Here is a 25,599-nt window from a genome sequence, read left to right on the forward strand (position 1 = left end):
ACATTCATGGGGCTGATCCTTGAGTTACGACGAAAGGGACACGATCACGAAAACGCATCGCATGTCGCCAGACTAAGAACAGCCCGCCTCACCAGACACCCTAATTTGCACCTCATTGACTAGTGCATTTGCACCTTATCGTTGCCCCTTGCCGCCGCCCGAGAACAGTCCGCGCTCGCGAGCCCAGACAATCGCCTCACTGCGACTGTGCACGTCGAGTTTGGAATACACCGTCGCCACATGATTGCGCACGGTGTTCGGCGCCAGCTTCAACCGGGCCGCAATCTCCTTGTCCGCCAGCCCCTCACAGATCAGCCCCAGCACGTCTCGCTCGCGAGCCGTCAGGTCGGTAAACGACACACTTGGAAGTTGCGGCGAATTGACCTTCTTCACATTGGCCAGTTTTTCGATCAGCGTACGGCTGAACCACGACGCATCCTTCATCACCTCTTCAATCGCCGCCACCAGTTCAAGCTCGGTACGCTTGCGCTCGGTGATGTCCATCAGTACCAGCAGATAGCACACCGTGTCCTGAATGTTGACGGTGTCAGCGGACACTGCACACTCCAGCAGCTCGGCGTCTTTCCTGCGGATCCGCATGTCGACGCGATCAACCCGGCCGGTCTTCTCCAGCGCCGCCAGCAAGCGCGAGCGCTCCGCCGGTTCATCGATGAAGTTCAGTTGCGCGATGGTGTTGCCCAGCACTTCGTCGCTGTCGTAAGCCAGGGTATCGAGGAAGGCCTGATTGACATCGATCAACCGCTGTTCGTCGGCGCTGCAAATCAAAATCGGCACCGGGGTCAGGCGAAAGGCCTTGGCGAACCGCTCCTCACTCTGACGCAGGGCGACCTCGGCCTTGTGTCGCAGCTCCATGTCGACGAACGAAAACAGCATGCAGTCTTCGTCGTTGAGCACCAGCGGCTGGCCGGCGACGATCACCTGCTTGCTGCCGCCATCCGGCAGACGCAACTCAGCCTGCATCTGCGGAATGGTCGCGACATCACGCAGTCGCTGGATCGCCAGATCCTTGCGCTCGGCCTGTTCGAGAATGTCCAGCTCATAAGTGGAAGCGCCGATCACCTGATCGCGGGTGTAACCGGTCATCTCCAGGAACCCCGGATTGACCTTGATGTAACGCAGGTCACTGAGACGGCAGATCACCGCGGGCGCCGGGTTGGCATTGAAGGTTTTTTCGAAGCGCTGCTCGGCATTGGCCCAATCGGTGACGTCGCTCATGATCAGCACCAGCGATTCGATGTCGCCGTCTCGATCGGTCAGCACCATGCTGCGCACGCTGTGCACCCAGGTGCGTTCCTCGTCACTGTTCGGGGTGACTTCGACCAGCACGTCGCTAAAGGTTTCGCCGGCGGCCACTCGGCTGATCGGGTACTGCTCCGGTGTCAGCGTGTGGTTGTTGCGATAACGCAGGTTGAAGCGCTCGGCATATTCCCCGGCATTGTTGCCCAACTCGCCGATGCGACTGACGCCATGCATCGCCAGCGCGGCTTCGTTGGCCCAGAGAATGGTCTGATCGAGTTCCAGCAGAATCACTCCGTCGGACAGACCGGCGATGATCTGCTGCAACTGACGGCGATTGGTTTCGGTGGTCAGGACGTCCCGGCTCATTGGCTCTCCACAAGTGAACGCATGTGAAGATTACGACCGCTGGCCGTTGTGATCGTGCCGGGCAATTTTGCCCCTGATTACCGAGAGTTGTGATCCACCAGCTCGCGCAGCGTATCGAGAAACAGCTTGAGCACCGGCGAGGCATCGTCGGCCCGATACGTTGCATACAACGGCACCTGCGGCAGCGCCGGCGTCAGGCGTCGAAACACCAGCCCGGCCGGGGCCAGTTGCTCGATGGAGGCTGGCAACAGTGCCACGCCAAACCCGGCACGGACCAGACTGAGCAAGGTCTGCACCTCGATCACCTGCTGGCGGATCTGCGGGGTGAACCCGGCCTGAATGCAGCACTGATAGAGAAAATTGGCGAACCGCGACTGCTTCAGTTCCAGCGCAACGAACGGTTCCTGCGCCAGATCTGCCGGCGCCAGCACTTCACGCCGCGCCAGCGGATGATCCTGCGGCATCACCACATGGATCGGCTCATGGATCAGCAATTCATTGCGTAATTGCGGGTCGTCATAACCCACGCGGAACACGCAGGCGTCGATGCGTTTTTCCTTCAACGCCTTGACCTGAGCCGCCGGGGTCATCTCATGCAAACGCCAGGTCACCTGCGGATAGCGCTCGCGAAACAGGTGCAGGGCCTTGGGCAGCACGCCGACCATCACCGAGCTGATCATGCCGATCTCCAGCTCGCCGAGTTGCCCGCGTCCGGTCTGGCGGGTCAGGTCCAGCGCCCGTTCGAGTTGCTCGAACACCAGCGGCGCCTGCTCCTTGAGCATCTGCCCCGCCGCCGTCAGCTCGACCCGGTGATGGCTGCGCTCGAACAGCGGCGTGCCGAGTTCTTCCTCCAGCAAGCGGATCTGCTGGCTCAACGGCGGCTGGCAGATGTGCAGGCGTTCGGCGGCGCGGCCGAAATGCAACTCATCGGCCAGGGCCATGAAGTACCGCAGCAAACGCAGGTCCATGGCGGCTTACCCCAGGTTCAGTGGCGTGGAACGCTGACGCACCCCGGTCAGGCTGAACAGCGCATTGGCAATCGCCGGGGCCACCGACGGGCTGCCCAGTTCTCCCACGCCGCCCGGTTTATCCGGCTGACCATCGAGCACAAGGATGTCCACCGGTGGCATGTCGGACATGCGTGTGACGCGATAGTCATGGAAGTTGCTCTGCACCACCCTGCCCTGCTGGATGTCGAGGCGATCGAACAACGCATGACCGAGGCCCCACATCAATCCGCCGTAAATCTGCTCCTCGACCCCGCCGGGCGACACCGCCAGACCGCAATCGACCACACAGGTCAGCTTCTCGACCCGGGCCTTGCCGTCATCTTTCCTAACCCGCGCCACGACCGCGATGAAACTGGTGTAGCCCTGATTGGTGGCGATACCCAACGCCGTATCCGGCGGCAGTTTCTGGCCCCAACCGGCGCGTTCGGCAGCCTGTTTCAACACCGCGACATGCCGCGGCCTGTCCTGCATGTTGGCCAGTCTGAACGCCAGCGGATCCTCTCCGGCGGCATGGGCCAGTTCATCCATGAAGCTTTCCACGGCGAACACATTGGGAATGAAGCTCACCGAGCGATACCAGCCACTGGGGACGTTGCTTTCGTGCTTGACCCAGTTCAGATCCAGGTGCGGCGGACGGTAGGCGAAGTCCCACGCGTTGATGGCCTCGGTGGTGCTGTAATCCATGTGATCCGGGCGCTCGAAATAGCCCGGTTCCCACTGTTCCGGCGAGGCTGGCGACACCGCATGCAGTTGCAGCGCCGCGAGTTTGCCTTGGGCATCCAGTGCGCCTTTCGCCCGATGAAGCGTGGCCGGGTGATTGAACAGCGCGTGCATTTCGTCTTCGCGGCTGTTGAGCAGTTTCACCGGCACGCCGGTCTGCTGCGCCAGATACGCGACTTCGAACAGCCAGTATTTGGCTTCCCGCGCACCGAAGCTGCCGCCGGACACCAGCTCATGAATGGTGACCTTGTCCTTGCCGATGCCGCACACGGTCTGCGCCGCTTCCAGTGCCGACGACAGCACCTGCACGCCGCCCCAAAAGGTGATCGCCTTGTCCTTGACCTGCGCGGTGATGCAGATCGGCTCCAGCGGGTTTTGCACCTTGTAGGGCATCGTGTAATCGGCTTCGAGCAGCTTCGCCGCGCCCGACCATTGCCCGGCGACATCGCCCTGGGCCATGGCTTTGACGGTTTGCGTCACGGGATCACTGATGGCTGCGATCTGCGCCTTGACCAGCTCGGCGCTGTCGAAACCGGCCAGCGGGGAATCGCTCCATTTGATCTCCAGCAACTTGCGTCCCTGCTGCGCGGCCCAGAAGGTTTCGGCCAGCACCGCGACGCCTTCGAGGTTGCCGCCGAGCACGTCCGGGCGGCCCGGAATCGCGATCACCTTGCGCACGCCCGGCACTTGCAACGTGGCCGCCGAATCCACTGCGACAACCTTCGCGCCCACCACCGGCGCACGCTGAATTACCGCCACCAGCATTCCCGGCAACTGCACATCGATGCTGTACCTGAAGCGCCCGCAAACCTTGGCCGCCGCATCGCGTTTGTGGCGCAATTTGCCGATGTACTTGAACTGCGCCGGATCCTTCAGCGTGACGTTGGCCGGCGCCGGCAGATGCGCTGCCGCGCCGGCCAGCTCGCCGTAGCCGAGGCTGCGTTTGCTCGAAGCATGAACGACCCGGCCCTCTTCGGTGGAGCAGCTGTCAGGGCTGACCTTCCATTGCTGCGCCGCCGCACTGATCAGCAGCGCCCGCGCCGTGGCACCGGCCATGCGCAGACGATCGTATTCCAGCGACACACTGGTGCTGCCACCGGTTGAGAAAACTTTCCAGACCGGATGAATGTAAGTTTCGAAAAACGGATCTTCCGGGGTGATGACCTGCACCGTCATCGGGTTCACGTCCAGTTCCTCGGCGACACACGCGGCCAGCGCGGTCTGGGTCCCGGTGCCGGAATCGTGCTTGTGCACCACCAGCTTCACCGTGCCGTCGGGCAGCACCCGCACCCAGGCGTTGGGTTCGAATTCGGTGGCCGAGGTTTTCACTTCAGTCACCGCCGCACCGGAAGGCAAATACAACGCAACCGCCATACCGGAAGCCACCGTCACCGCCTGCTTGAGAAATACCCGGCGCGAGGGTTCATCAACGTTGCCGTGGATGAGGCTCATCACGCCTCCTTCGGCGCATTCGCCGCACGTTTGATCGCTTTGTTGATCCGCCCGTAAGTGCCGCAGCGGCAGATATTCCCGGACATGGCGTTGCGGATCGAGTCGTCGTTAATCGCTGCCCCAGTGTTGAGCAACGCGGCGGCGGACATGATCTGCCCGGATTGACAGTAGCCGCATTGCGGCACATCTTCGGCGACCCAGGCCAGTTGCAGCGGATGGTTTTCGCTGGGCGACAGGCCCTCGATGGTAGTGATGCTGTGGCCCGCGACGGCGGCCAGCGGCAACTGGCAGGAACGCACCGCGACGCCGTTCAGGTGCACGGTGCAGGCACCGCACAGGCCCATGCCGCAGCCGAACTTGGTGCCGGTGAGTTTCAACTGATCACGCAATACCCATAACAAGGGCATGGAGGGGGACGCTTCATCCAGCTCGCGTCGTTCGCCGTTAACCGTGAATGCAATCATTGTCAGGCTCCAGAAGAGCGGCCCGTCTTTGTGCGGGCCTGGTGATCGATTATTGGAAACCCTGGCAACGCGCGGCCAGCGACGATTTCTGCCAACCGGTGTAAGCAGGACTAACAACATGTACAAGCGATACCCGTCGGTGCAGTCCATGAGCGCGTTCATTCACGCGGCGCGCAGCGGCAGTTTTTCCAGCGCCGCGCGCAAGCTCGACCTGACCCACAGCGCGATCAGCCAGCAGATCCGCGCCCTGGAAGAGTTCATCGGCCAGCCGCTGTTCGTGCGCGAAGGCGGCGGCAGCAACCTGACCGACGCCGGGCAGCTGTTTGCCAGCGTGCTGTCGGATGGGCTGGCGCAGATTGATCGGGCGTTGTCTTCGGTCAAGAACCGCAGCGTGGCCCAGCGACTGACCCTCGACGTCGACAGCGAACTGGCGCAGAGCTGGCTCAATCCGCGCCTGCCGCAGTTGCTCGACGGTTTGCCGGATTTCGAAGTGACGATCCTGTCGATGCCGCGCAGTGATCGCAGCACGTTCGAACGGGTGGACCTGTCGCTGCGCTATGGCTATGGCGACTGGGAGGATTGCGAGATGACCCAGATCTGCGGGGATCGAGTGTTGGCGGTGGCGTCTCCTGCACTGCTTCAGCGGCATGGTTTGCAGGTACCGCTGAGCCCGGCGCAGATTCTTGAGTTGCCGTTGTTGGGGTATACGCGGCGGTCTTGGATTCCGTGGCTGGATGCGGCCGGGATGACGCCGACCGAACCGCCGGCGCGGGTGATTTTTGATAATGCGGCGAATCTGATTGCGGCTGCGGAGGCCGGTGTCGGTGCCGGGCTGGTGCGTGGGTTATTGGCTGCCGATGCGTTGCGCAGCGGACGGCTGGTGGCGTTGAACGAGGCGCAGATTGCGGCGCATTACAACCTGTATGCGGTGTGGCCCCATGGGCAGGCCGAGCGGGTGGCGCCGGTGGTTGATGCGATCAAACAGCTGGCTTTGCATACACAATTCTGACGTCTTCGCGAGCAAGCTCGCTCCCACGGGTGGCGGCATTCCAACGGGGTGAATGCGGTCAAATTGTGGGAGCGAGCTTGCTCGCGATGAGGCCATCACTATCACCACAAAAAACCAAAACCATATCGAACAAGTATCACCACCCCACCCAATTAATATTGTACGAACCCTCCCCCGCCTTCCAATACTCGCCTCAAGCAACCACCCACCCGGGCCGGATGCGAACAGGCGAGGGAATGCGCGATTGCCGCGCATAGAAACGGCCGATTGCCCGGGACGTGGATGCTGTGAGCCGCAAGGCTCCCTTCCCCGCTATCAGGAGATCGACTTCAATGATCATCGATATCAGCTGCTATCCCACGGATCTCGTGGACCTCGCCTGGAGGCATGACGGTGACCCGTTCACCGGCGAGCGTCTGCTGGAGATGATGGATGGCCCGTACATGGTCAACGGCAAACCTCGCCGCATCGACAAAGCCTTCATCCAGCCGCCGCAGGGCAACACCATTTACACCTGGACCGACGGCGAACTGTCGGGCCGCGAATCCATCGACGCCTACATGGCCTACACCCTGAAAATGGTCCAGACCTACCCGGACCGTTTCATCGGCTGCTTCGTGTACAACCCGCGCTGCGGCGTGGAGGACGGCGTCGAGGCGATCGAGCGCTACGTGAAAGAGCACGGTTTCAAGATGGTGCAGATGCAGGCCAACATGCACGCCTACCGTCCTGACCGTGCACTGGACTGGGTGCGCCCGGCCTTCGAGAAATGCGCCGAGCTTGGCATTCCGGTCAAGCTGCACACCGGCGACGGGCCTTACAGCATCCCGTCGGAATGGGTGCCGATGATCAAGGAATTCCCCAACGTCGATTTCATCATGGCCCACTTCGGCGTGCAGACCGGCGGCGTCTATGTGTTTGAACCGATGCAGTGGGCGATGGAGTTGCCCAACGTCTATTGCGAATCCGGCTGGTGCCTGCAATCGCGGATTGTCGAGTTCGCCAAAGTCCTGCCGCCCCACAAGATCCTGTTCGGCACCGACACCCCGCCGAATGAGCCGGGCATGTGGCTGCGCCTGCTCGAAGTGCTCTGCCACGAGCCGCCGCAGGGCCTGAACCTCGACGAGGACACCCTCGAAGACTACCTGGGCAACAACACCGCACGGATGATCGGCCTTGAGCCGTCCCCGCCGCCGCGTTCCGTTTCCGAAGCAGAGGCGCAACTCAAGCGCCCCGTCACCACCCAACTGGCCAGGAGCTGAACCGATGATCATCGACACCCATCTGCACCCCACCAACCTGGTCGACGAGGCCTGGCGCCACACCGGCGAACCGTTCACCGGCGAGCGCATGCTCAAGCTCATGGACGGCCCGTACATGATCAACGGCAAGCCGCGCCGGATCGACATGGGTTTCATCCAGCCGCCACCGGGCAACACCGGTTATCGCGACGGCAACCGCCGTGGCCGCGAGGGTGTGCGTGACTACATGTCGTACGTCGCCGAGCTGTGCGTGAAGTACCCCGACCGCTTCATCGGCAACTTCAACTTCAACCCGCGCTGGGGACCGGAAAACGGTGCGGCGGAGCTGGAATTCCACATCAAGGAATACGGCTTCAAGATGCTCAAGCTGCACGCCAACATGCACGGCTATCGCCCGGATCGCGCACTCGACTGGCTGCGCCCGGCGATGAAAGTCTGCGCCAAGTACAACATCGTGGTGCTGATTCACACCGGCGACGGCCCGTACACCATTCCAACGATGTTCTACCCGATCATCCGCGAGTTCCCGATGGTCAATTTCATCATCGGTCACTTCGGCATCCAGACCGGTGGCAACTACTCGTTCGAGGCGTTCTGGATGGCGATGGACACGCCGAACGTGTACTGCGAGTCCGGCTGGTGCTTCCAGTCGCGGATCGTCGAGTTCGCCAAGGAACTGCCGCGCAACAAGATCGTGTTCGGCACCGACTCGCCGCCGAACGAGCCGGGCATGTGGCTGCGCGAGCTGGAAGTGTTGTGCTCGCCGGCGCCGCAAGGCCTGGGGATCGACGAGGATCACCTTGAGGATTACCTGGGCAACAACATCGCAAGGTTGTGCGGAATCGAACCGACCCCGCCGCCCAAAGACCTGGCCGAGGCGGACATTCGTCTGACCACGACCTACCTCTAAACCCGTACACAGCGACTTTACAGGCGCGAAGATGACCCGGCGTTCGCTCGACCGGCAGGCCAACGGCTTGTCGGGCGAACGCCGGCCTCACCCCTGCGCGCCTGCTTTTTACGAGGTGAAACCATGACCCGTTCGACGCTCGGCGACTCTCAGGACTTTCACGTATTCATCGACGCCTATCGCCGCCAGTACCCGGACGATGTGCTGACCATCACCCACCCTCTTTGCGCCGATCAGGACGTCACCGCCCTGGTCGATGCCCTTGCCGCCCAGGGTCGCGATCCACTGCTGATCTGCGAAAACGTCGGCAACCTCGGTGTGCCGGTGGCAACCAATCTGTTCGCCTCCCGCCGGCGTATCGCCCGACTGTTCGGCGTCGGCGCCGCGCAGTTACACGAAACCTTCCAGACCCGCGCCAACCAGCCGATCGCGCCGCGCTACGTCGAAACCGGCCCGGTACTCGACGAGGTGTTCGAAGGTGAAGCGCTGGACCTCGCACTGCTGCCGATGCTCAAGCATTTCGACAGTGATCGCGGCCCGTACATCACCAACGCCATCATCATCGCCGAGGACCCGCTCACCGGCATCGCCAACATGAGCTATCACCGCTCGATGCGCCACGCCCGTCAGGCATTGGCCACCAGCCTGCATTCACGCGGACATCTGTGGCGGATGTTGCAGACCGCCCGCGAACGTGGCGAAGAATTGCGCGTGGCCATGGTGGTCGGCGCGCACCCGCTGTTCATGCTCGCCGCCGCTGCCCGCCTGCCCTATGGCAGCGATGAACGCGCGGTGGCCGGCGGGCTTTTCGGTGCGCCGCTGGAACTGGTCAAGACCCCGCGCTACGGCATCGGTGTGCCGGCTTACGCCGAGTTCGTGCTCGAAGGCGCGATAGACCCGACGGCCTATGCCGAAGAAGGTCCGTTCGGCGAATTCAGCGGTTATTCCTCGGATCGCTCGACCAACAACGTGCTGCGCGTCGACACCCTGTTGCGGCGCAGGGACGCGTGGCTGTTGGACGTGATGGGCGGACGTTACGCCGAGCACCTGACGCTGGCGCGGCTGCCCCGTGAAGCGGAAATGAGCGAGAAGCTCAAGGCACGCTTTCCCGCCGTCACCGCCGTGCATTACCCGAACTCCGGCACGCATTTTCATTGCTACGTGGCGCTGGACCAGAGCCGCGACGGCGAGGCCCGGCAGATCATGCTGGCCCTGCTCGGCTGGGATCCGTATCTGAAAACCGTGATCGCGGTGGACAGCGATATCGACCTCACCGACGACAGCCAGGTGCTGTGGGCACTGGCCACGCACTTCCAGCCGCACCTCGACATCTTCACGATTGACGGTTTGCCCGGCAGCCCGCTGGACCCGTCATCCTCGGTCAATGGCACCACCTCGCGGATGGGCCTGGATGCCACGCGCGGCTCTGGGTTTGACGGGATCAAGGCGCAGCTCGATCAGGACGTGCTCGAACGCGCGCGGCAACTGCTCGACGGTCTGCCATCGTGAACCGTCAGCGGATGGTGGTCGGTATCAGCGGCGCGTCCGGCTTCATTTATGGCGTACGCCTGCTGGAGCTGCTGGCCGAGCTGAACATCGAAAGCCACCTGATCATCAGCCGCGCCGCGCTGCTGACCATGGCCCACGAAACCGACTACAAACTGGCGGACGTCATCGCCCTCGCCAGCCATTACCACCGCGCCGATGACGTCGCCGCCGGGATCGCCAGCGGTTCGTTCCGCTGCCTGGGCATGGTGGTTGCGCCGTGTTCCATGAGGACGCTGGCGGAGATCGCCACCGGCACGTCATCGGGTCTGATCGGCCGCGCCGCCGACGTCACCCTAAAGGAACGCCGCACCCTGGTACTGATGGCCCGCGAAACACCGCTGACCCTCGCGCACCTGCGCAACATGACTGCCGTCACCGAAATGGGCGGCATCATCGCCCCGCCGGTGCCGGCCTTCTACGCCCGCCCCGACAGCCTTGCGCAAATGGTCGATCACAGCCTCGGCCGCGTCCTCGACCTGTTCGGCCTCGATGCCGGCACCGCCCGCCGCTGGCGAGAACACACAGAACCCTGTGGGAGCGAGCTTGCTCGCGATGGCGGTCGATCAGTCGCCATCACCGCTAAATGACACACCGCTATCGCTAGCAAGCTAGCTCCCACAGTAAAGCGTCATCACTCAATTGATCGTGCACCGGTAATCACCAAGGAGCCTCACATGAACACCCCCTTCAACGCCCCGACCCCGAACACCAAAATCCCGGTCACCATCCTCACCGGGTTCCTCGGTGCCGGCAAAACCACCCTGCTCAATTACATCCTCAAGGAGAACCATGGCCGCAAGATCGCGGTGATCGAAAACGAGTTCGGCGAGGTCGGCATCGACGGCGATCTGGTGCTCAGCTCCGAGACCGAAGAGATCTACGAAATGGTCAACGGCTGTGTCTGCTGCACCGCAGAAGTCCGCGAAGACCTGGTGCGCATCGTCCGCGAACTGGTGGCGCGCCCGGTACGGCTCGACCATATCCTGATCGAGACCAGCGGCCTGGCCGACCCGTACCCGGTGGCCCAGAGTTTTTTTATCAACGACCCGATTGCCGAGGAAGTCGAACTCGACGCCATTGTGACCATGGTCGATGCCAAGCACATCGCCCAACACCTGGAAGACCTGCAACTGGACGGCGTCGACAATCAGGCGGTGGATCAGATCGTCTGCGCCGATCGTATCGTCATCAACAAGGTCGATCTGGTCAGTCCTGAAGAGGTGGAAACCCTGCGCGGCAAGATCCGTGGCTTGAACGCCACGGCGGATCTGGTGACCTCGACCCACGCGCAGATCGACCTGTCGAAAATCCTCGGTATCGGCGCCTTCGAATGCACGCAGAAGCTGATGGAAATCGGCGCGAATCAGCACGATCACGATCACCACGACCACCCCGCTGAAGAGCCCGACCACGAACACGATCCGAGCGTGTCCTCGGTGGGCATCGCCGTGGATGGCGCCGTCAACCTGATGGCGTTCCACCGCTGGATCAGTGAGTTGCGCAACGCCCAGGCCGACAATCTGTACCGCATGAAAGGCGTGCTGGCGGTGGCCAACGAAGACCAGCGCTACGTGCTGCAAGGCGTGCACAGCCTGGTGGAGTTTCGCGCCTCGACCGCATGGGGCAGCGAGCCGCGCTCAAGCAAGATCGTGTTCATCGGCCGCGACCTGGATCGGGTGGCGCTGAACCAGGGCTTTGCCGCCTGCCTGGCCGGCTGAAGCCCGGCATCGGAGCCGGTGGATGGCGGTTCCGGGCACACAGAACGAATGACTGATGCACGCCATGGGGATAACACAAAACCCTGTGGGAGCGAGCTTGCTCGCGAAGAGGTCGGCACACTCAACCCCTCAGTTGACTGACCTGCCGCTTTCGCGAGCAAGCTCACTCCCACAAGGTTCCACAGTGTTCTCGAGCCAAGCGGCATCAGACGAATACCCCTCTGTACCGAATAACAACAGCTAGAGGTGATTCCCCATGTCGTCAGCCAGTTCCTCCTCCACCGTCCACCCTGTCGACCGCGTCTTGCCGGTGCGACAGATGCTCACCCTCGGCCTGCAGCACATGGCCGTCTCGTACATTGGCGCCATCGCCGTGCCGTTGATTGTCGCCAGTGCCCTGAAGATGTCCCACGCCGACACGGTGATACTGATCAGCACCACGCTGTTCTGCTCGGGCATCGCCACGCTGTTGCAGACCGTCGGTTTCTGGAAGTTCGGCGTGCGCCTGCCGATCCTGCAAGGCGTGGCGTTCAGCAGCGTCGGCCCGGTAATCGCCATCGGCAGCAACCCGGAGGTGGGATTTGCCGGGGTCTGCGGGGCGGTGATCGGTGCGGGGATTTTCACCCTGCTGATGGCGCCGTTCGTGGGTCGCTTGCGACGCTTCTTTCCGCCGGTGGTGACTGGATGCATCGTCACAGTGATCGGCTTGCAACTGTTCCCGATTGCCTATGAATGGGTCGGCGGCGGGCGCAACGCGAGCAATTTCGGCGCGCCGGCGTTTCTCGCCGTGGCCGTGGTGGTGCTGCTGAGCATCCTGCTGGTCAACCGTTATGGCAGCCCGTTGCTGCGCAACATGGCGGTGCTGGTGGGGATGTTGGTGGGCGCCGGTCTGGCTTACGGTCTGGGCATGGGCAACTTTCACAGCGTCGAAGACGCACCGTGGCTGACCGTGCCCTACCCGTTCTATTTCGGCCTGCCGACCTTCAGCCTGATACCCATCGCCACCATGGTCGTCGTGATGATCGTGCAGATGGTCGAGTCCATGGGGCTGTTTGTAGCCATCGGCGACATCGTCGACAAACCGGTAGACGACAGACAAGTAATCAACGGCCTGCGCGCCAATGGCCTGGCCAGCACCATCGCCGGGATGTTCGCCGCGTTCCCGTTCATCGCCTTCATGGAAAACGTCGGGCTGGTGATCCTGACCGGTGTACGCAGCCGCTGGGTGGTGGCGATCAGCGGTTTGCTGATGTGCTCGATTGCACTGGTGCCGAAAGCCGGGGCGATTATCGCCTCGATGCCGACCGCTGCGCTGGGTGGTGCCGGCATCGCCATGTTCGGCGTGGTCGCGGCGGCCGGCATCCAGACCCTGGCCAAAGTCGACTACGAGCGCAATCGCTACAACGTGCTGATCGTCGGTTTCACCATCGCCGCCGCTCTGGTGCCAGTGCTCGCCCCGACCCTGTTCAAACAACTGCCCGAGTGGTCACAGCCGTTCCTGCACAGCAGCGTGGTCATCGCCTGCCTGGTGTCGGTGCTGCTCAACGCGGCGCTCAACGGCGTCAGCGTGCCAGAAACCACACCCGGCAAATCCGCCTCGCATATCCTCTGACTGGAGCTGCCCATGACTCAACTTCAAAACATCCTGATCAAAAATCCCGTGGCGGTGATGACCGGCCTGCGCGGCCCCCGGGCCCGGGCCGGCGCCCTGGACATCCGCGTGGTCAATGGCCGGATCGCGGAAATGGCCGCCAACCTCGAGCCGCAACCTGGTGAACGAGTGATCGACGCGCGTAATTCGTTGGTCTATCCGGGCTGGATCAACACCCACCATCACCTGTTCCAGAACCTGCTCAAAGCCGTGCCCGAAGGCTTGAATCAGGACCTGCAAGGCTGGCTGGCGAGCGTGCCTTATCCGCGCCTGAACCGCTTCACTCCGCAACTGGCGCGGATCGCCGCACGGCTGGGGATGGTCGAGTTGCTGCTGTCTGGCGTCACCACCAGCGCCGATCACCACTACCTCTACCACGCCCACGGCAGCACCGAGACCGGCGACTTGCTGTTCGACCTCGCCGAAGAGTTCGGCCTGCGTTTCGTGCTCTGCCGTGGCGGCGCACTGGAGTCCGCGAGCGCGCATCCGGGCTTCTCGAAAACCGCGCTGCAACCGGAATCCCTGGAGCAAATGGTCGGTGATATCGAACGGCTGAAATCACGCTACCACCAGGACACCCCGGATGCACTGCGCCGGGTGGTCGTGGCGCCAACCACGCCGACCTTCTCGCTGCCGCCAACCCTGCTGCGCGAACTGGCGCATACCGCACGCGGCATGGGGTTGCGTCTGCACACGCACTTGTCGGAAACGCAGAACTACGTGAATTTCTGCCGCGACAAGTACAACTGCCTGCCGGTGGAATTCGTCGCCGAACACGAGTGGCTCGGCCCGGACGTCTGGTTCGCCCACGCTGTACACCTGCAACCGGGGGAAATCCGCATGCTTGCCCAGACCGGCACCGGCGTCTCCCACTGCCCGGTGAGCAACGCGCGGCTGGGCAGCGGCGTTGCGCCGATTCCGCAAATGTACGAGGCCGGCGTGCCGATCTCCCTCGGAGTCGATGGCGTCGCCTCCAACGAATCCGGGAGCATGGTCGGCGAAGCCAACACCGCATGGCTGATCCACCGCGCCGAGCAAGGCGCCTCGGCCACCACCGCCGAAGACGTGATCCACTGGGGTACGGCCGGCGGCGCACAAGTGCTCGGCCTCGGCGCGGTCGGTTCGCTGGAGGTTGGTCAAGCGGCTGATCTGGTGATCTACAGCCTCGACCATCCGCGCTTCTACGGTTTCCACGACAGCGCCGTCGCACCAGTCGTCGCGGGTGAGCCAATCGCTGTGAAATACAGCCTGGTGGGTGGGCGAATCGTCGTCGATAACGGCGTGATTCCGGGGCTGGATATCGAACGGATGCGGGCCGAGGCCTGGGAGGGTGTGCAGGCGATGATGAAGGCCGATGATTGATGCATGACCGATGGGAGCGGCGGTGCGACGATTCGCCTCGTCAGCTCCCACCGGCGGTATTAGCGCCCTGCGATTTTGTCGACTAAAGTCAGTACCTCATCGGATTGAGCCCCTGCCAGCGACACCGGGCTCTTGATCAAGGAGAGACTGATGACATCCAACCGCCTCATCGAACAGACCTATCGCACCTGGTCCAGCCCCATCCTGCTGGAGCTGAAAAAGCGCGAACACGAGATGGCGCCGGCCGAACGTCAGGCGCTTGAGAATGTGCTGGTGGAAAGACGATTGCTGGACGTTGGCAATCCGAATGGCAGTAACCGTCGCAGAGGTTCGGCAAACAACAACCAAAGGCCTGGGTAATCGTGTACGGAATCTGTGGGAGCAAAATCGCTCCCACAGGTAAAACCTTGCCTGGCTATTGAATGTTGTGCCGATTCATCCAGCGCCCTGTGTTTACGCCGCCCGTTGTCCTTTTGCCACTGCCGCCGAAGCCGCCAGCATCGCTCGCAACAACACCGCACAACCGGCTGCCAGATCATCCGGCGCGGCGTTTTCGATTTCGTTGTGGCTGATGCCGCCTTCGCACGGCACGAAGATCATCCCGGCCGGACCGAGTTCGGCGAGGAAAATCGCGTCGTGGCCGGCGCCGCTGACGATGTCCATGTGCGACAGGCCCAGCCCCTTGGCTGCGCCGCGCACGGCTTCGACGCAGCCTTTTTCGAAATACAGCGGCGGGAAATCGGCGGTCGGGGTCAGTTCATAGGTCAGGCCGTGTTCTTCGCAGGTGGTTTCGATGACTTGCTTGACCTCGGCGATCATCGAGTCGAGGCGCGCCGGTTCAAGATGCCGGAAGTCGAGGGTCATGCGCACTTCGCCGGGAATCACGTTGCGAGAGCCGGGATAGGCTTGCAGGCAACCGACCGTGCCGCAGGCGTGGGGTTGATGGCCGAGGGCCGCGCGATTGACCGCGCCTACGATGACCGAGGCGCCGACCAGAGCATCCTTGCGCAGGTGCATCGGGGTCGGACCGGCGTGGGCTTCGACGCCGCGCAGTTTCAGGTCGAACCACTTCTGCCCCAGTGCGCCGAGCACTACGCCGATGGTTTTTTGTTCATCCTCAAGGATCGGACCTTGCTCGATGTGCGCCTCGAAATAGGCACCGACCTTGTGTCCGCTGACCTTGCGTGACCCGGCGTAGCCAATGGCGTTCAGCGCTTCGCCGACCGTAACGCCGTCGGCATCGACTTTGGCCAGGGTTTCTTCGAGGGTGAATTTTTCCGCGAACACCCCGGAGCCCATCATGCACGGGGCGAAACGCGAGCCTTCTTCGTTGGTCCAGACCACCACTTCCAGCGGCGCCTCGGTTTCCACGCCAAGGTCGTTGAGGGTGCGCAACACTTCGACCCCCGCCAGCACGCCGAAGCAACCGTCGAACTTGCCGCCGGTGGGCTGGGTGTCGATGTGACTGCCGGTCATCACCGGCGGCAGGTTCGGATTGCGACCGGGCCGACGGGCGAAGATGTTGCCGACTTCATCGATCGTGACGCTGCAACCGGCGTCCTTGCACCACTGCACGAACAGGTCGCGGGCCTGACGGTCGAGGTCGGTCAGGGCCAGGCGACAGACCCCGCCCTTGACCGTGGCGCCGAGCTTCGCCAGCTCCATGAGCGACGCCCACAGGCGATCGCGGTTGATGTGCTGATGGGTCGATTGCAGAACATCTACGGCTGCGTTCATGGGGATCTCCTCAGGCAGTTTTCTTATCGATAGTTCCCACGTCCAGGCGTCGAACCGTTTGCGTGGGAATTCATCCATGGACGCTCTGCGTCCGCTTTGGGGACGCAGAGCGTCCCGGGCTGCATTCCCACGCAGAGCGTGGGAACGATCATCTGCTATACCGGTGATTTCACTACCGAAGGCGTCGTACGCATCGCGCACAACCCGTAATAGATCAACCCGCCCAGCGCCGAGCCGGTGAACCAGCCGTAGCTGTAGAACCAGCTGAATGCGCTGCTGCCCAGCGACAGCAGGGTCAGCGCCACCGGCACGCCGAACGCGATGAACCCGGACCAGTTCCACGCCGGGTACACGTCGTCGCGATACAGGCCGGCCAGGTCCAGTTGCTGTTTCTTGATCAGGAAATAGTCGACCACCATGATCCCGGCAATCGGCCCGAGCAGGCTGGAATAGCCCAGCAGCCAGTTCGAATACACGGTTTCCAGGCTGACATCGGAGACGATCCAGCCGAGCTTTTTCAACAGTTCATGCCCCATCAAGGCCAAGCCGACGAACCCGGTGAGGATCACCGCTTTTGTGCGGTTGATGACCTTGGGCGCGATGTTCTGGAAATCGTTGGTTGGCGAAACGATATTGGCGGCGGTGTTGGTCGACAGCGTGGCAATGATGATCAGCGCCATGGCTACCGCGACCCACACCGGGCTCTGGATATGGCCGATCAGAGTCACCGGATCGGAAACGCTGACGCCCACCAGTTTCACCGATGCCGCAGTCATCACCACGCCCAGCGCGGCGAACAGGAACATGGTCAGCGGCAGGCCGAAAATCTGCCCGAGGATCTGATCCTTCTGGCTGCGGGCATAACGGCTGAAATCGGGAATGTTCAACGACAATGTGGCCCAGAAACCGACCATCGCCGTCAGTCCCGCAGCGAAGTAACTGACCACGCTCGCGCCTTCGGGACGCTTCGGCGGAATTGCCAGCAGTTCAGTCATCGACACATTCGGCATGGCCCACACCAGCAACCCGATACCGACTGCCACCAGCAGCGGCGCCGACAGGGTTTCCAGCCACTTGATCGACTCAGCGCCACGGATCACCACCCAGAGGTTCAGCGTCCAGAAGATCATGAAACCGATCACCTCCCCCGTCCCGCCGAGGGATTTCCAGCCCTCGAACACCGAGCCGAGAAACAGATGAATCGCCAGCCCGCCGAACATGGTCTGGATGCCGAACCAGCCGCAGGCCACCAGCGCGCGGATCAGGCACGGCACGTTGGAACCGAGGATCCCGAACGACGAGCGCAGCAGCACCGGAAACGGAATGCCGTATTTGGTGCCGGGAAACGCATTCAGCGTCAGCGGGATGAGGACGATGATGTTGGCGAATAGAATCGCCAGCAGCGCCTCGCCGACGGTCAAACCGAAATAGGCGGTGAGCACGCCGCCCAAAGTGTAGGTCGGCACGCAGATCGACATGCCGACCCACAGCGCGGTGATGTGCCATTTGTTCCAGGTTCGTTCGCGCACCCTGGTCGGTGCCATGTCGTGGTTGTAACGGGGACTGTCGAGGACGTCGCTGCCGGCTTCGAGTTCGAACAAGCCGTCGCGCTCGGTCACTTGCGATCTGTTCTGTTGCATGGCCGCTCCACTGTTCTTCTGATTATTTTTTGCTCATCAGGCGGCTGCACACGCGGGTGCGAGCCGGACGATGGCCGGAGGAACTGACAACTTTCATGCACCGGCCATGGTGTCAGCGGCGGCATCAATAAACGTGCCGGGGGAACCGCCTGGCGCCAGGGCCGTGCTTTCTATTTCCTGCAACTTACTGATGTTTAACAGTTTTAATTATTCACCGGGTGAGGCCGCGAAAACTTGACTGAACACTCAGGCCAAATGCCAGGCAAGTTGTCCGAACTGTCAGGACTCAATCTGGTGCACTGCAATATTTTTCTTCAGAACGCATCACCCGCAGCTCAACTTCAAGCGGCTGATTTCACATAGGAAATCTTGCTCATATTTCCAACCTGTCAAGTGCGTCAAAATGGTGAAGCGCCTCACCATTTTGGTGATTTTTCATTTTTATCGTTATTTTTCAGCAAGTTAAAACATACATAAGCTTATAAAAAATAATCTTGATCAATTGCAGAACTGCGACTAGCGTCTATTCCTGACAGCGCTGACAAGATTACGCATTTCACGCTGCAAACAATAAAACATCTAGAACCGGCACAAGTCGGTCATGCCTGCGAGGAACTCGGAATGTCTCTGTTGATCCGTGGCGCCACCGTTGTTACCCATGATGAAAGTTACCGCGCCGATGTCTATTGCGCTGACGGCGTGATCAAAGCCATTGGTGAAAACCTGGATATTCCCGCCGGCGCCGAAGTGCTCGATGGCAGCGGTCAATTCCTGATGCCCGGCGGCATCGATCCGCACACCCACATGCAACTCCCGTTCATGGGCACCGTGGCCAGCGAAGACTTCTACAGCGGCACTGCCGCAGGACTGGCCGGTGGCACCACCTCGATCATCGATTTCGTGATTCCCAATCCGCAGCAATCGCTGCTCGAAGCGTTTCACCAGTGGCGTGGCTGGGCGGAAAAATCCGCGTCCGACTACGGCTTCCACGTCGCGATCACTTGGTGGAGCGAGCAGGTGCGTGAAGAAATGGCCGAGCTGGTCAGCCATCACGGGATCAACAGCTTCAAGCATTTCATGGCCTACAAAAACGCGATCATGGCCGCCGACGACACGCTGGTGGCGAGCTTCGAGCGTTGTCTGGAACTCGGCGCGGTGCCGACCGTGCATGCGGAAAACGGCGAGCTGGTCTATCACCTGCAACGCAAGTTGATGGCCCAGGGCATCACCGGTCCGGAAGCGCACCCACTGTCACGTCCGTCGCAGGTCGAAGGCGAAGCCGCGAGCCGCGCGATCCGAATTGCTGAAACCATCGGCACGCCGCTGTACCTGGTGCATGTCTCGACCAAAGAAGCCCTCGACGAAATCACCTATGCCCGCAGCAAGGGTCAACCGGTCTACGGTGAGGTGCTGGCCGGGCACCTGCTGCTGGACGACAGCGTCTACCAGCATCCGGACTGGCAGACCGCCGCCGGCTACGTGATGAGCCCGCCGTTCCGCCCGCGCGGGCATCAGGATGCGCTTTGGCACGGTTTGCAGAGCGGCAATCTGCACACCACCGCCACCGACCATTGCTGTTTCTGCGCCGAGCAGAAAGCCGCCGGCCGCGACGATTTCAGCAAGATCCCCAACGGTACCGCCGGCATCGAAGACCGCATGGCGGTGTTGTGGGATGAAGGGGTGAACACCGGGCGGTTGTCGATGCAGGACTTCGTCGCCCTCACCTCAACCCATACCGCCAAGATCTTCAACCTCTACCCGCGCAAAGGCGCGATCCGCGTCGGCGCCGATGCCGACCTGGTGCTGTGGGATCCGCAAGGCACCCGCACCATCTCCGCCAAGACCCACCATCAGCAGGTGGACTTCAACATCTTCGAAGGCAAGACCGTAACAGGCGTGCCGAGCCATACCGTCAGCCAGGGGAAAGTAGTCTGGGCCGATGGCGACCTGCGCGCCGAGCGCGGGGCGGGCCGGTATATCGAGCGTCCGGCGTATCCGGCGGTGTTTGATTTGCTGAGCAAGCGGGCTGAGTTGCATAGGCCTGTGGCCGTCAAGCGCTGATTCCCTGATTGCCGATGATCGTTCCCACGCTCTGCGTGGGAATGCCTCAAGGGAAGCTCTGCGTCCAGTGACGCGGAGCGTCACGGGCTGCATTCCCACGCGGAGCGTGGGAACGATCAAACACAACACAAAAAACCACTGCCCGACAGAGGCAGAAACCTCAAATAACCGTGAGGCAAAAACCGTGATCGAGACCCTGAACCATCTCCCGCACCCGCACGAAAGTGCGGCCGCCCTCGCCGGCCATTTCAGCGATCTGGCGCCGCCGCTCAACGACCGTCAGGCGCATCTGGAAGCCTCGCGCTGCCTGTATTGCTACGACGCACCGTGCGTGAATGCATGCCCGAGCGAGATCGACATCCCGTCGTTCATCCGCAATATCCATCAGGACAACGTGCAGGGTGCGGCGCAGAAAATCCTCTCGGCAAACATCCTCGGCGGCAGTTGCGCCCGGGTCTGCCCGACCGAAATCCTCTGCCAGCAAGCCTGCGTGCGCAACAACGCCCACGAATGCGCACCGGTGCTGATCGGCCTGCTGCAACGTTACGCCGTGGACAACGCGCATTTCACCGAGCACCCGTTCAAGCGCGCCGCCGCCACCGGCAAACGCATCGCCGTTGTCGGTGCCGGCCCGGCGGGTTTGTCCTGCGCGCATCGCAGCGCCATGCACGGGCATGACGTGGTGATTTTCGAAGCCAGGGAGAAGGCCGGCGGCCTCAACGAATACGGGATCGCCAAGTACAAACTGGTCGACGACTACGCGCAGAAGGAGCTGGATTTCCTCCTGCAAATCGGCGGCATCGAAATCCGCCATGGCCAGAAACTCGGTGAAAACCTGACCTTGAGCGAACTGCACCAACAGTTCGACGCGGTGTTCCTCGGCCTTGGCCTCAATGCGAGCAAACAACTCGGCCTCGCCCACGAAGACGCCCCCGGCCTGCTCGCCGCCACCGACTACATCCGCGAGCTGCGCCAGGCCGATGACCTGTCGCAACTGCCGCTGGCCGAACACTGCATTGTCCTCGGCGCCGGCAACACCGCCATCGACATGGCCGTGCAAATGGCCCGTCTCGGTGCGCGCGACGTCAATCTGGTCTATCGCCGTGGCGCGGCGGACATGGGCGCCACCGGCCATGAGCAGGACATCGCCAAGGCCAATCAGGTGCGGTTGCTGACCTGGGCGCAACCGGACGAAGTGCTGCTCGATGCTCAAGGCAAGGTGCGCGGCATGCGCTTCGCCCGCACGCATCTGGTGGAAGGTCGCCTGCAAACCACCGGCGAGACTTTCGAACTGGCCGCCGATGCCATCTTCAAAGCCATCGGTCAGGCCTTCGACGGCAGCGCCCTCGCCGACCCGCTGGCCCGTGAGCTGAAACGTCAGGGAGAACGGATTCAGGTCGATGAAAACCTGCGCACCAGCATTCCAGGTGTGTACGCCGGCGGCGACTGCACCAGCCTCGATCAGGACCTGACCGTGCAAGCGGTGCAACACGGCAAGCGCGCCGCCGAGGCGATCAACGCTCAACTGATGCTCAACGTGGAGGCTGCGTAAATGGCCGATCTTTCGATTGTCTTCGCCGGAATCAAAGCCCCCAACCCGTTCTGGCTGGCCTCCGCACCGCCGACCGACAAGGCCTACAACGTGGTGCGCGCCTTCGAGGCGGGCTGGGGCGGCGTGGTCTGGAAAACCCTGGGTGAAGACCCGGCGGCAGTCAACGTGTCGTCGCGCTACTCGGCGCATTACGGCAACAACCGCGAAGTGCTGGGTATCAACAACATCGAACTGATCACCGACCGCTCGCTGGAAATCAACCTGCGGGAAATCACCCAGGTGAAGAAGGACTGGCCGGATCGCGCGCTGATCGTGTCGCTGATGGTGCCGTGCGTCGAAGAGTCGTGGAAACACATCCTGCCGCTGGTGGAAGCCACCGGCGCCGATGGCATCGAGTTGAATTTCGGTTGCCCCCATGGCATGCCCGAACGCGGCATGGGCGCGGCGGTCGGTCAGGTGCCGGAGTACGTCGAGCAAGTCACGCGCTGGTGCAAGACCTATTGCTCGCTGCCGGTGATCGTCAAACTCACACCGAACATCACCGACATCCGCGTCGCCGCCCGCGCTGCGCACCGGGGCGGCGCCGATGCGGTGTCGTTGATCAACACCATCAACTCGATTACCAGCGTCGATCTGGAACACATGGTCGCCCTGCCCACCGTCGGCAGCAAAAGCACCCACGGCGGTTATTGCGGCTCGGCGGTCAAACCGATCGCGCTGAACATGGTCGCGGAAATCGCCCGTGATCCGCAGACCCAGGGCTTGCCGATCTGCGGCATCGGCGGCATTGGCAGCTGGCGTGATGCAGCGGAGTTCATCGCCTTGGGCAGCGGCGCGGTGCAGGTGTGCACGGCGGCGATGCTGCATGGTTTCCGGATTGTCGATGAAATGAAGGATGGCTTGTCGCGGTGGATGGACAGTCAGGGTTACGCCAGCATCGCCGAGTTTTCCGGGCGTGCGGTGGGCAACACGACTGATTGGAAGTACCTGGACATCAACTATCAGGTCATCGCGAAGATCGACCAGGAGGCGTGCATCGGTTGCGGGCGTTGCCACATCGCCTGCGAAGACACGTCACATCAGGCGATCAGCAGCCTGAAACAGGCCGATGGCACGCATAAATATGAAGTCATCGATGATGAGTGTGTGGGGTGCAATCTGTGCCAGATCACCTGCCCGGTGGCGAACTGCATCGAGATGGTGCCGATGGAGACGGGCAAACCGTTTCTGGACTGGAATCATGATCCGAGGAACCCGTATCACGTCAGCCCTTGAATGATCGTTCCCACGCTGGAAGATCGTTCCCACGCTCCGCGTGGGAATGCAGCCCGGGACGCTCTGCGTCCCACTGGAACGCGGAGCGTCCCTTGAGGCATTCCCACGCAGAGCGTGGGAACGATCAGTTACGGCTCCAACCCGATCCCCCGCAAAATCACGCTGGTCACCGTCTGCACCGCCCGCTCGAACTGCATGTCCGACAACGGCTGGTGCTCATTCAGAATATTCACCTGATGATCGAAGTCGGCATAGTGCTGGGTCGAAGCCCAGATCATGTACAGCAGGCTCGACGGCTCGACCGGCAGAATCCGCTTGTCCTCGACCCACTGCCGGATCTTCGCCTCTTTCATCTTTGCCCAGTCATACAGGCTCACATCCAGCGCCTCGCCAAGGGTCGGGGCGCCGTGAATGATTTCGTTGGCCCAGACTTTCGAGCCGTAGGGCCGGCTGCGCGAGTGGTTCATCTTGGCGCGGATGTAGCTGCTGAGCACCACGCGCGGATCGTCGAACATCTCGAAGCACAGCGCGTCCTGCTTCCACACTTCCAGCAGGTCGAACAGCACGGCGCTGTACAACTCGCTCTTGGTTGAAAAGTAGTAATGCAGGTTGGATCGCGGCAGCTGTACTTCAGCAGCGATGTCCGCCATGGCGGTGCCACCGAAACCTTTTTCGGCGAAGACTTTTTCCGCTGCCAGCAGAATCTTGTCGACGTTGGTGCGGCGGATTTCGATCTTGTGATTGCCCATGAGGGCTCCCTGAAGACAACGTTGTTGAAGACTAGCATCCGCTCTGGGCAAGGGGCGACAGCCGAGAACGATTCTTCACACACTTGGGCTTTTTTCTGGTTTAGGATCGCCCCCCTTCTCCCTGTCAGACACTGAAGGATCTTGTCCATGACCATTCGCAAACGTATTGCCGCGGACGATCAGCAACTTGCCGACCTGTGGGAACGTTCCGTCCGCGCCACCCACGATTTTCTTCCGGAAGACGACATTCACCGGCTGTTCCCGCTGGTCCGTGACGCCTACCTGCCTGCACTGGATGTCTGGGTCTTCGAGAACCCCGACCACTCCCCGGCAGGCTTCATCGCCACCGATGACGACACCGTGCAGATGCTGTTCATCGACCCGGCTCAGCGTGGCCAGGGGATCGGCCGGCGCTTGCTCGACCATGTCCGCCGCCCGCTGCTGAAGGTCGACGTCAATGAACAGAACCCGCAGGCCCACGGCTTCTACCGGCACTACGGCTTCGAAGACATCGGCCGCTCGGCACTCGACGGCGAAGGCCGGCCGTTTCCGGTCATTCACATGCGCCTGAAAGCCCTGTGATCCACGTCCTATACTCAGCCCGCCATTTCACTGAAGGGAATCTTTCCATGTCGATGAAAAACCTGTTCACCGCTGGCGCGCTGCTGGCTTCGCTGATTGTCACTTCTCAGGCTTTCGCCCACGCCCATCTGAAAAGTCAGACCCCGGCCGCCGACAGCACCGTCGCGGCACCGGCGGATCTGCGTCTGGTGTTTTCCGAAGGCGTCGAAGCCAGCTTCACCAAAGTCACCGTGACCCACGACGGCAAGCCGGTGGCGGTCAAACCGCTGACCACCGAAGGCGACAAGAAAACCCTGATCGTCACCCCCGAAGCACCGCTGACCGCGGGCGAATACAAGGTCGAATGGCACGCGGTGTCGGTCGACACGCACAAGAGCGAAGGCGCCTATCAGTTCAAGGTTGGCCAGTAATTCATGAGTGAAGCGCTGGTGCTGTGCCGGTTCCTGCATTTCATCGTGGTGTTGATGCTGTTCGGGGCCTGGCTGTTCAGGCCGCTTCTGCTCAAGGGTGAAGCACCGGCACTGGACCGGCATCTGGCGCGGATGGCTCGTTGGCTGGTGGCGATCGCGCTGGTTAGCGGCGTTGTCTGGGCGTTGCTGATTACCGCCAGCATGGCCGGTTCGGCGGCTGCGGCGTTTGATCCGGCCACTGTCGAGCTGGTCCTCGGTCATACATTTTTCGGCCAGGTCTGGCGCTGGCATCTGTTGGTCAATGCCTTGCTGCTGGCAGTGCTGTTTACGCCGTGGCGTTCGAACCGGCCGTTGCCGCTGGGCCTGAGTGCGCTGCTGCTGATGACGCTGGCACCCGTCGGACACGGGGCGATGCTCGACGGTTTCAGCGGCCAGATGTTGATCCTCAATCAAGTGATTCACCTGACCTGCGTCGGTGCCTGGCTCGGCGGGCTGTTGATGCTGGTGATGATCCTGCGCCAGTCCGGCGAAACGGTGCGCTACGTCTTGCAGCGCTTCAGCGGGGTCGGCTACGTCTTGGTTGCCGGTCTGCTGATCACCGGTTTGATCAATGTGCGCGTCCTCACCGGCCAGTGGTGGCCGACGCCGCTGTTCTCGGGATTTGCCCTGATCCTGCTGATCAAAGCCTTGCTGGTGCTCGGGATGCTGGGGCTGGCGCTGTTCAATCGCTTGCGCATCCGTGATTGCGAACAGCGGATCGACACCCTCAAGCGCAGCGTCATGCTCGAATGGCTGCTGGGGATCGGCGCCGTGGCGGCGGTTTCGGTGCTTGGCACCCTGCCGCCGATGATCGCCGCCTGA

22 protein-coding genes are annotated in these 25,599 nt (G+C 62.0%); 15 read left to right on the plus strand and 7 right to left on the minus strand.

The genetic code is table 11. The features are described from left to right. Positions 1-135 precede the first annotated feature (135 nt). The 4 genes from AC1MDC_RS02810 to AC1MDC_RS02825 form a co-directional block, all read right to left on the minus strand. Positions 136-1,626, minus strand: coding sequence for a helix-turn-helix transcriptional regulator (locus AC1MDC_RS02810; RefSeq protein WP_085698175.1), 1,491 nt, complete (start codon positions 1,624-1,626; stop codon positions 136-138). 77 nt (positions 1,627-1,703) lie between these two features. Next, the gene (locus AC1MDC_RS02815) at positions 1,704-2,594 is read right to left on the minus strand and encodes a LysR family transcriptional regulator (RefSeq protein ID WP_085698174.1); all 891 of its coding nucleotides are present in this window, start codon (positions 2,592-2,594) and stop codon (positions 1,704-1,706) included. A 6-nt stretch (positions 2,595-2,600) separates the two neighbouring features. After that, complete coding sequence (locus AC1MDC_RS02820; protein ID WP_480392463.1) at positions 2,601-4,808, minus strand: xanthine dehydrogenase family protein molybdopterin-binding subunit; 2,208 nt, start codon at positions 4,806-4,808, stop codon at positions 2,601-2,603. Then, positions 4,808-5,272, minus strand: coding sequence for a (2Fe-2S)-binding protein (locus AC1MDC_RS02825; RefSeq protein ID WP_085698172.1), 465 nt, complete (start codon positions 5,270-5,272; stop codon positions 4,808-4,810). The genes AC1MDC_RS02820 and AC1MDC_RS02825 overlap by 1 nt, the downstream gene beginning before the upstream one ends. Before the next feature lie 118 nt (positions 5,273-5,390). Here AC1MDC_RS02825 and AC1MDC_RS02830 point away from each other — a divergent pair, with 118 nt between their 5' ends. The 9 genes from AC1MDC_RS02830 (at position 5,391) to AC1MDC_RS02870 (ending at position 15,092) form a co-directional block, all read left to right on the plus strand. After that, entirely contained in the window at positions 5,391-6,281 is an 891-nt protein-coding gene (locus AC1MDC_RS02830) for a LysR substrate-binding domain-containing protein (RefSeq protein ID WP_480392464.1), read from the plus strand. 332 nt (positions 6,282-6,613) lie between these two features. Then, on the plus strand, positions 6,614-7,543 hold the full coding sequence (locus AC1MDC_RS02835) for an amidohydrolase family protein (RefSeq protein WP_480392465.1): 930 nt from the start codon (positions 6,614-6,616) through the stop codon (positions 7,541-7,543). Between the two features lie 4 nt (positions 7,544-7,547). Then, on the plus strand, positions 7,548-8,453 hold the full coding sequence (locus AC1MDC_RS02840; protein WP_007952854.1) for an amidohydrolase family protein: 906 nt from the start codon (positions 7,548-7,550) through the stop codon (positions 8,451-8,453). A 123-nt stretch (positions 8,454-8,576) separates the two neighbouring features. Next, complete coding sequence (locus AC1MDC_RS02845; RefSeq protein WP_480392466.1) at positions 8,577-9,962, plus strand: UbiD family decarboxylase; 1,386 nt, start codon at positions 8,577-8,579, stop codon at positions 9,960-9,962. Between the two features lie 11 nt (positions 9,963-9,973). Beyond that, entirely contained in the window at positions 9,974-10,588 is a 615-nt protein-coding gene (locus AC1MDC_RS02850; protein WP_266200270.1) for a UbiX family flavin prenyltransferase, read from the plus strand. Between the two features lie 87 nt (positions 10,589-10,675). Continuing rightward, positions 10,676-11,719: a CobW family GTP-binding protein gene (locus AC1MDC_RS02855; protein ID WP_480392467.1), complete on the plus strand. Its 1,044-nt coding sequence runs from the start codon at positions 10,676-10,678 to the stop codon at positions 11,717-11,719. A gap of 256 nt (positions 11,720-11,975) precedes the next feature. Further along, a complete protein-coding gene (locus AC1MDC_RS02860) occupies positions 11,976-13,331 on the plus strand; it encodes a nucleobase:cation symporter-2 family protein (protein WP_480392468.1) in 1,356 nt (451 codons plus the stop codon). Positions 13,332-13,343: 12 nt separating this feature from the next. Beyond that, complete coding sequence (locus tag AC1MDC_RS02865; protein ID WP_480392469.1) at positions 13,344-14,732, plus strand: amidohydrolase family protein; 1,389 nt, start codon at positions 13,344-13,346, stop codon at positions 14,730-14,732. 150 nt (positions 14,733-14,882) lie between these two features. Then, positions 14,883-15,092, plus strand: coding sequence for a hypothetical protein (locus AC1MDC_RS02870; RefSeq protein WP_085698163.1), 210 nt, complete (start codon positions 14,883-14,885; stop codon positions 15,090-15,092). Between the two features lie 93 nt (positions 15,093-15,185). Here AC1MDC_RS02870 and AC1MDC_RS02875 read toward each other — a convergent pair whose 3' ends face one another. Both AC1MDC_RS02875 and AC1MDC_RS02880 read right to left on the minus strand, forming a co-directional pair. Further along, positions 15,186-16,469, minus strand: coding sequence for a Zn-dependent hydrolase (locus AC1MDC_RS02875; protein ID WP_085705042.1), 1,284 nt, complete (start codon positions 16,467-16,469; stop codon positions 15,186-15,188). A 155-nt stretch (positions 16,470-16,624) separates the two neighbouring features. Then, on the minus strand, positions 16,625-18,109 hold the full coding sequence (locus AC1MDC_RS02880) for an NCS1 family nucleobase:cation symporter-1 (protein WP_227232894.1): 1,485 nt from the start codon (positions 18,107-18,109) through the stop codon (positions 16,625-16,627). A 621-nt stretch (positions 18,110-18,730) separates the two neighbouring features. Here AC1MDC_RS02880 and hydA point away from each other — a divergent pair. From hydA to preA, 3 genes are all read left to right on the plus strand, one after another. Then, positions 18,731-20,170, plus strand: a complete 1,440-nt coding sequence (gene hydA / locus AC1MDC_RS02885) for a dihydropyrimidinase (RefSeq protein ID WP_480392470.1) — start codon at positions 18,731-18,733, stop codon at positions 20,168-20,170. 184 nt (positions 20,171-20,354) lie between these two features. After that, positions 20,355-21,722, plus strand: coding sequence for an NAD(P)-dependent oxidoreductase (locus AC1MDC_RS02890; protein WP_480392471.1), 1,368 nt, complete (start codon positions 20,355-20,357; stop codon positions 21,720-21,722). After that, complete coding sequence (gene preA / locus AC1MDC_RS02895; RefSeq protein ID WP_085698157.1) at positions 21,723-22,997, plus strand: NAD-dependent dihydropyrimidine dehydrogenase subunit PreA; 1,275 nt, start codon at positions 21,723-21,725, stop codon at positions 22,995-22,997. 128 nt (positions 22,998-23,125) lie between these two features. Here preA and AC1MDC_RS02900 read toward each other — a convergent pair whose 3' ends face one another. Further along, complete coding sequence (locus AC1MDC_RS02900; protein ID WP_007952885.1) at positions 23,126-23,746, minus strand: TetR/AcrR family transcriptional regulator; 621 nt, start codon at positions 23,744-23,746, stop codon at positions 23,126-23,128. Between the two features lie 147 nt (positions 23,747-23,893). Here AC1MDC_RS02900 and AC1MDC_RS02905 point away from each other — a divergent pair, with 147 nt between their 5' ends. Genes AC1MDC_RS02905 through copD form a run of 3 tightly spaced genes read left to right on the plus strand, consistent with a single transcriptional unit; the run spans position 23,894 to position 25,599 of the window. Continuing rightward, entirely contained in the window at positions 23,894-24,328 is a 435-nt protein-coding gene (locus AC1MDC_RS02905) for an acetyltransferase (protein ID WP_480392472.1), read from the plus strand. Positions 24,329-24,375: 47 nt separating this feature from the next. Beyond that, complete coding sequence (gene copC / locus AC1MDC_RS02910) at positions 24,376-24,738, plus strand: copper homeostasis periplasmic binding protein CopC (protein WP_085698155.1); 363 nt, start codon at positions 24,376-24,378, stop codon at positions 24,736-24,738. Between the two features lie 3 nt (positions 24,739-24,741). Beyond that, complete coding sequence (copD, locus tag AC1MDC_RS02915) at positions 24,742-25,599, plus strand: copper homeostasis membrane protein CopD (protein ID WP_480392473.1); 858 nt, start codon at positions 24,742-24,744, stop codon at positions 25,597-25,599.

It is taken from the genome of Pseudomonas sp. 1 (assembly GCF_056626735.1).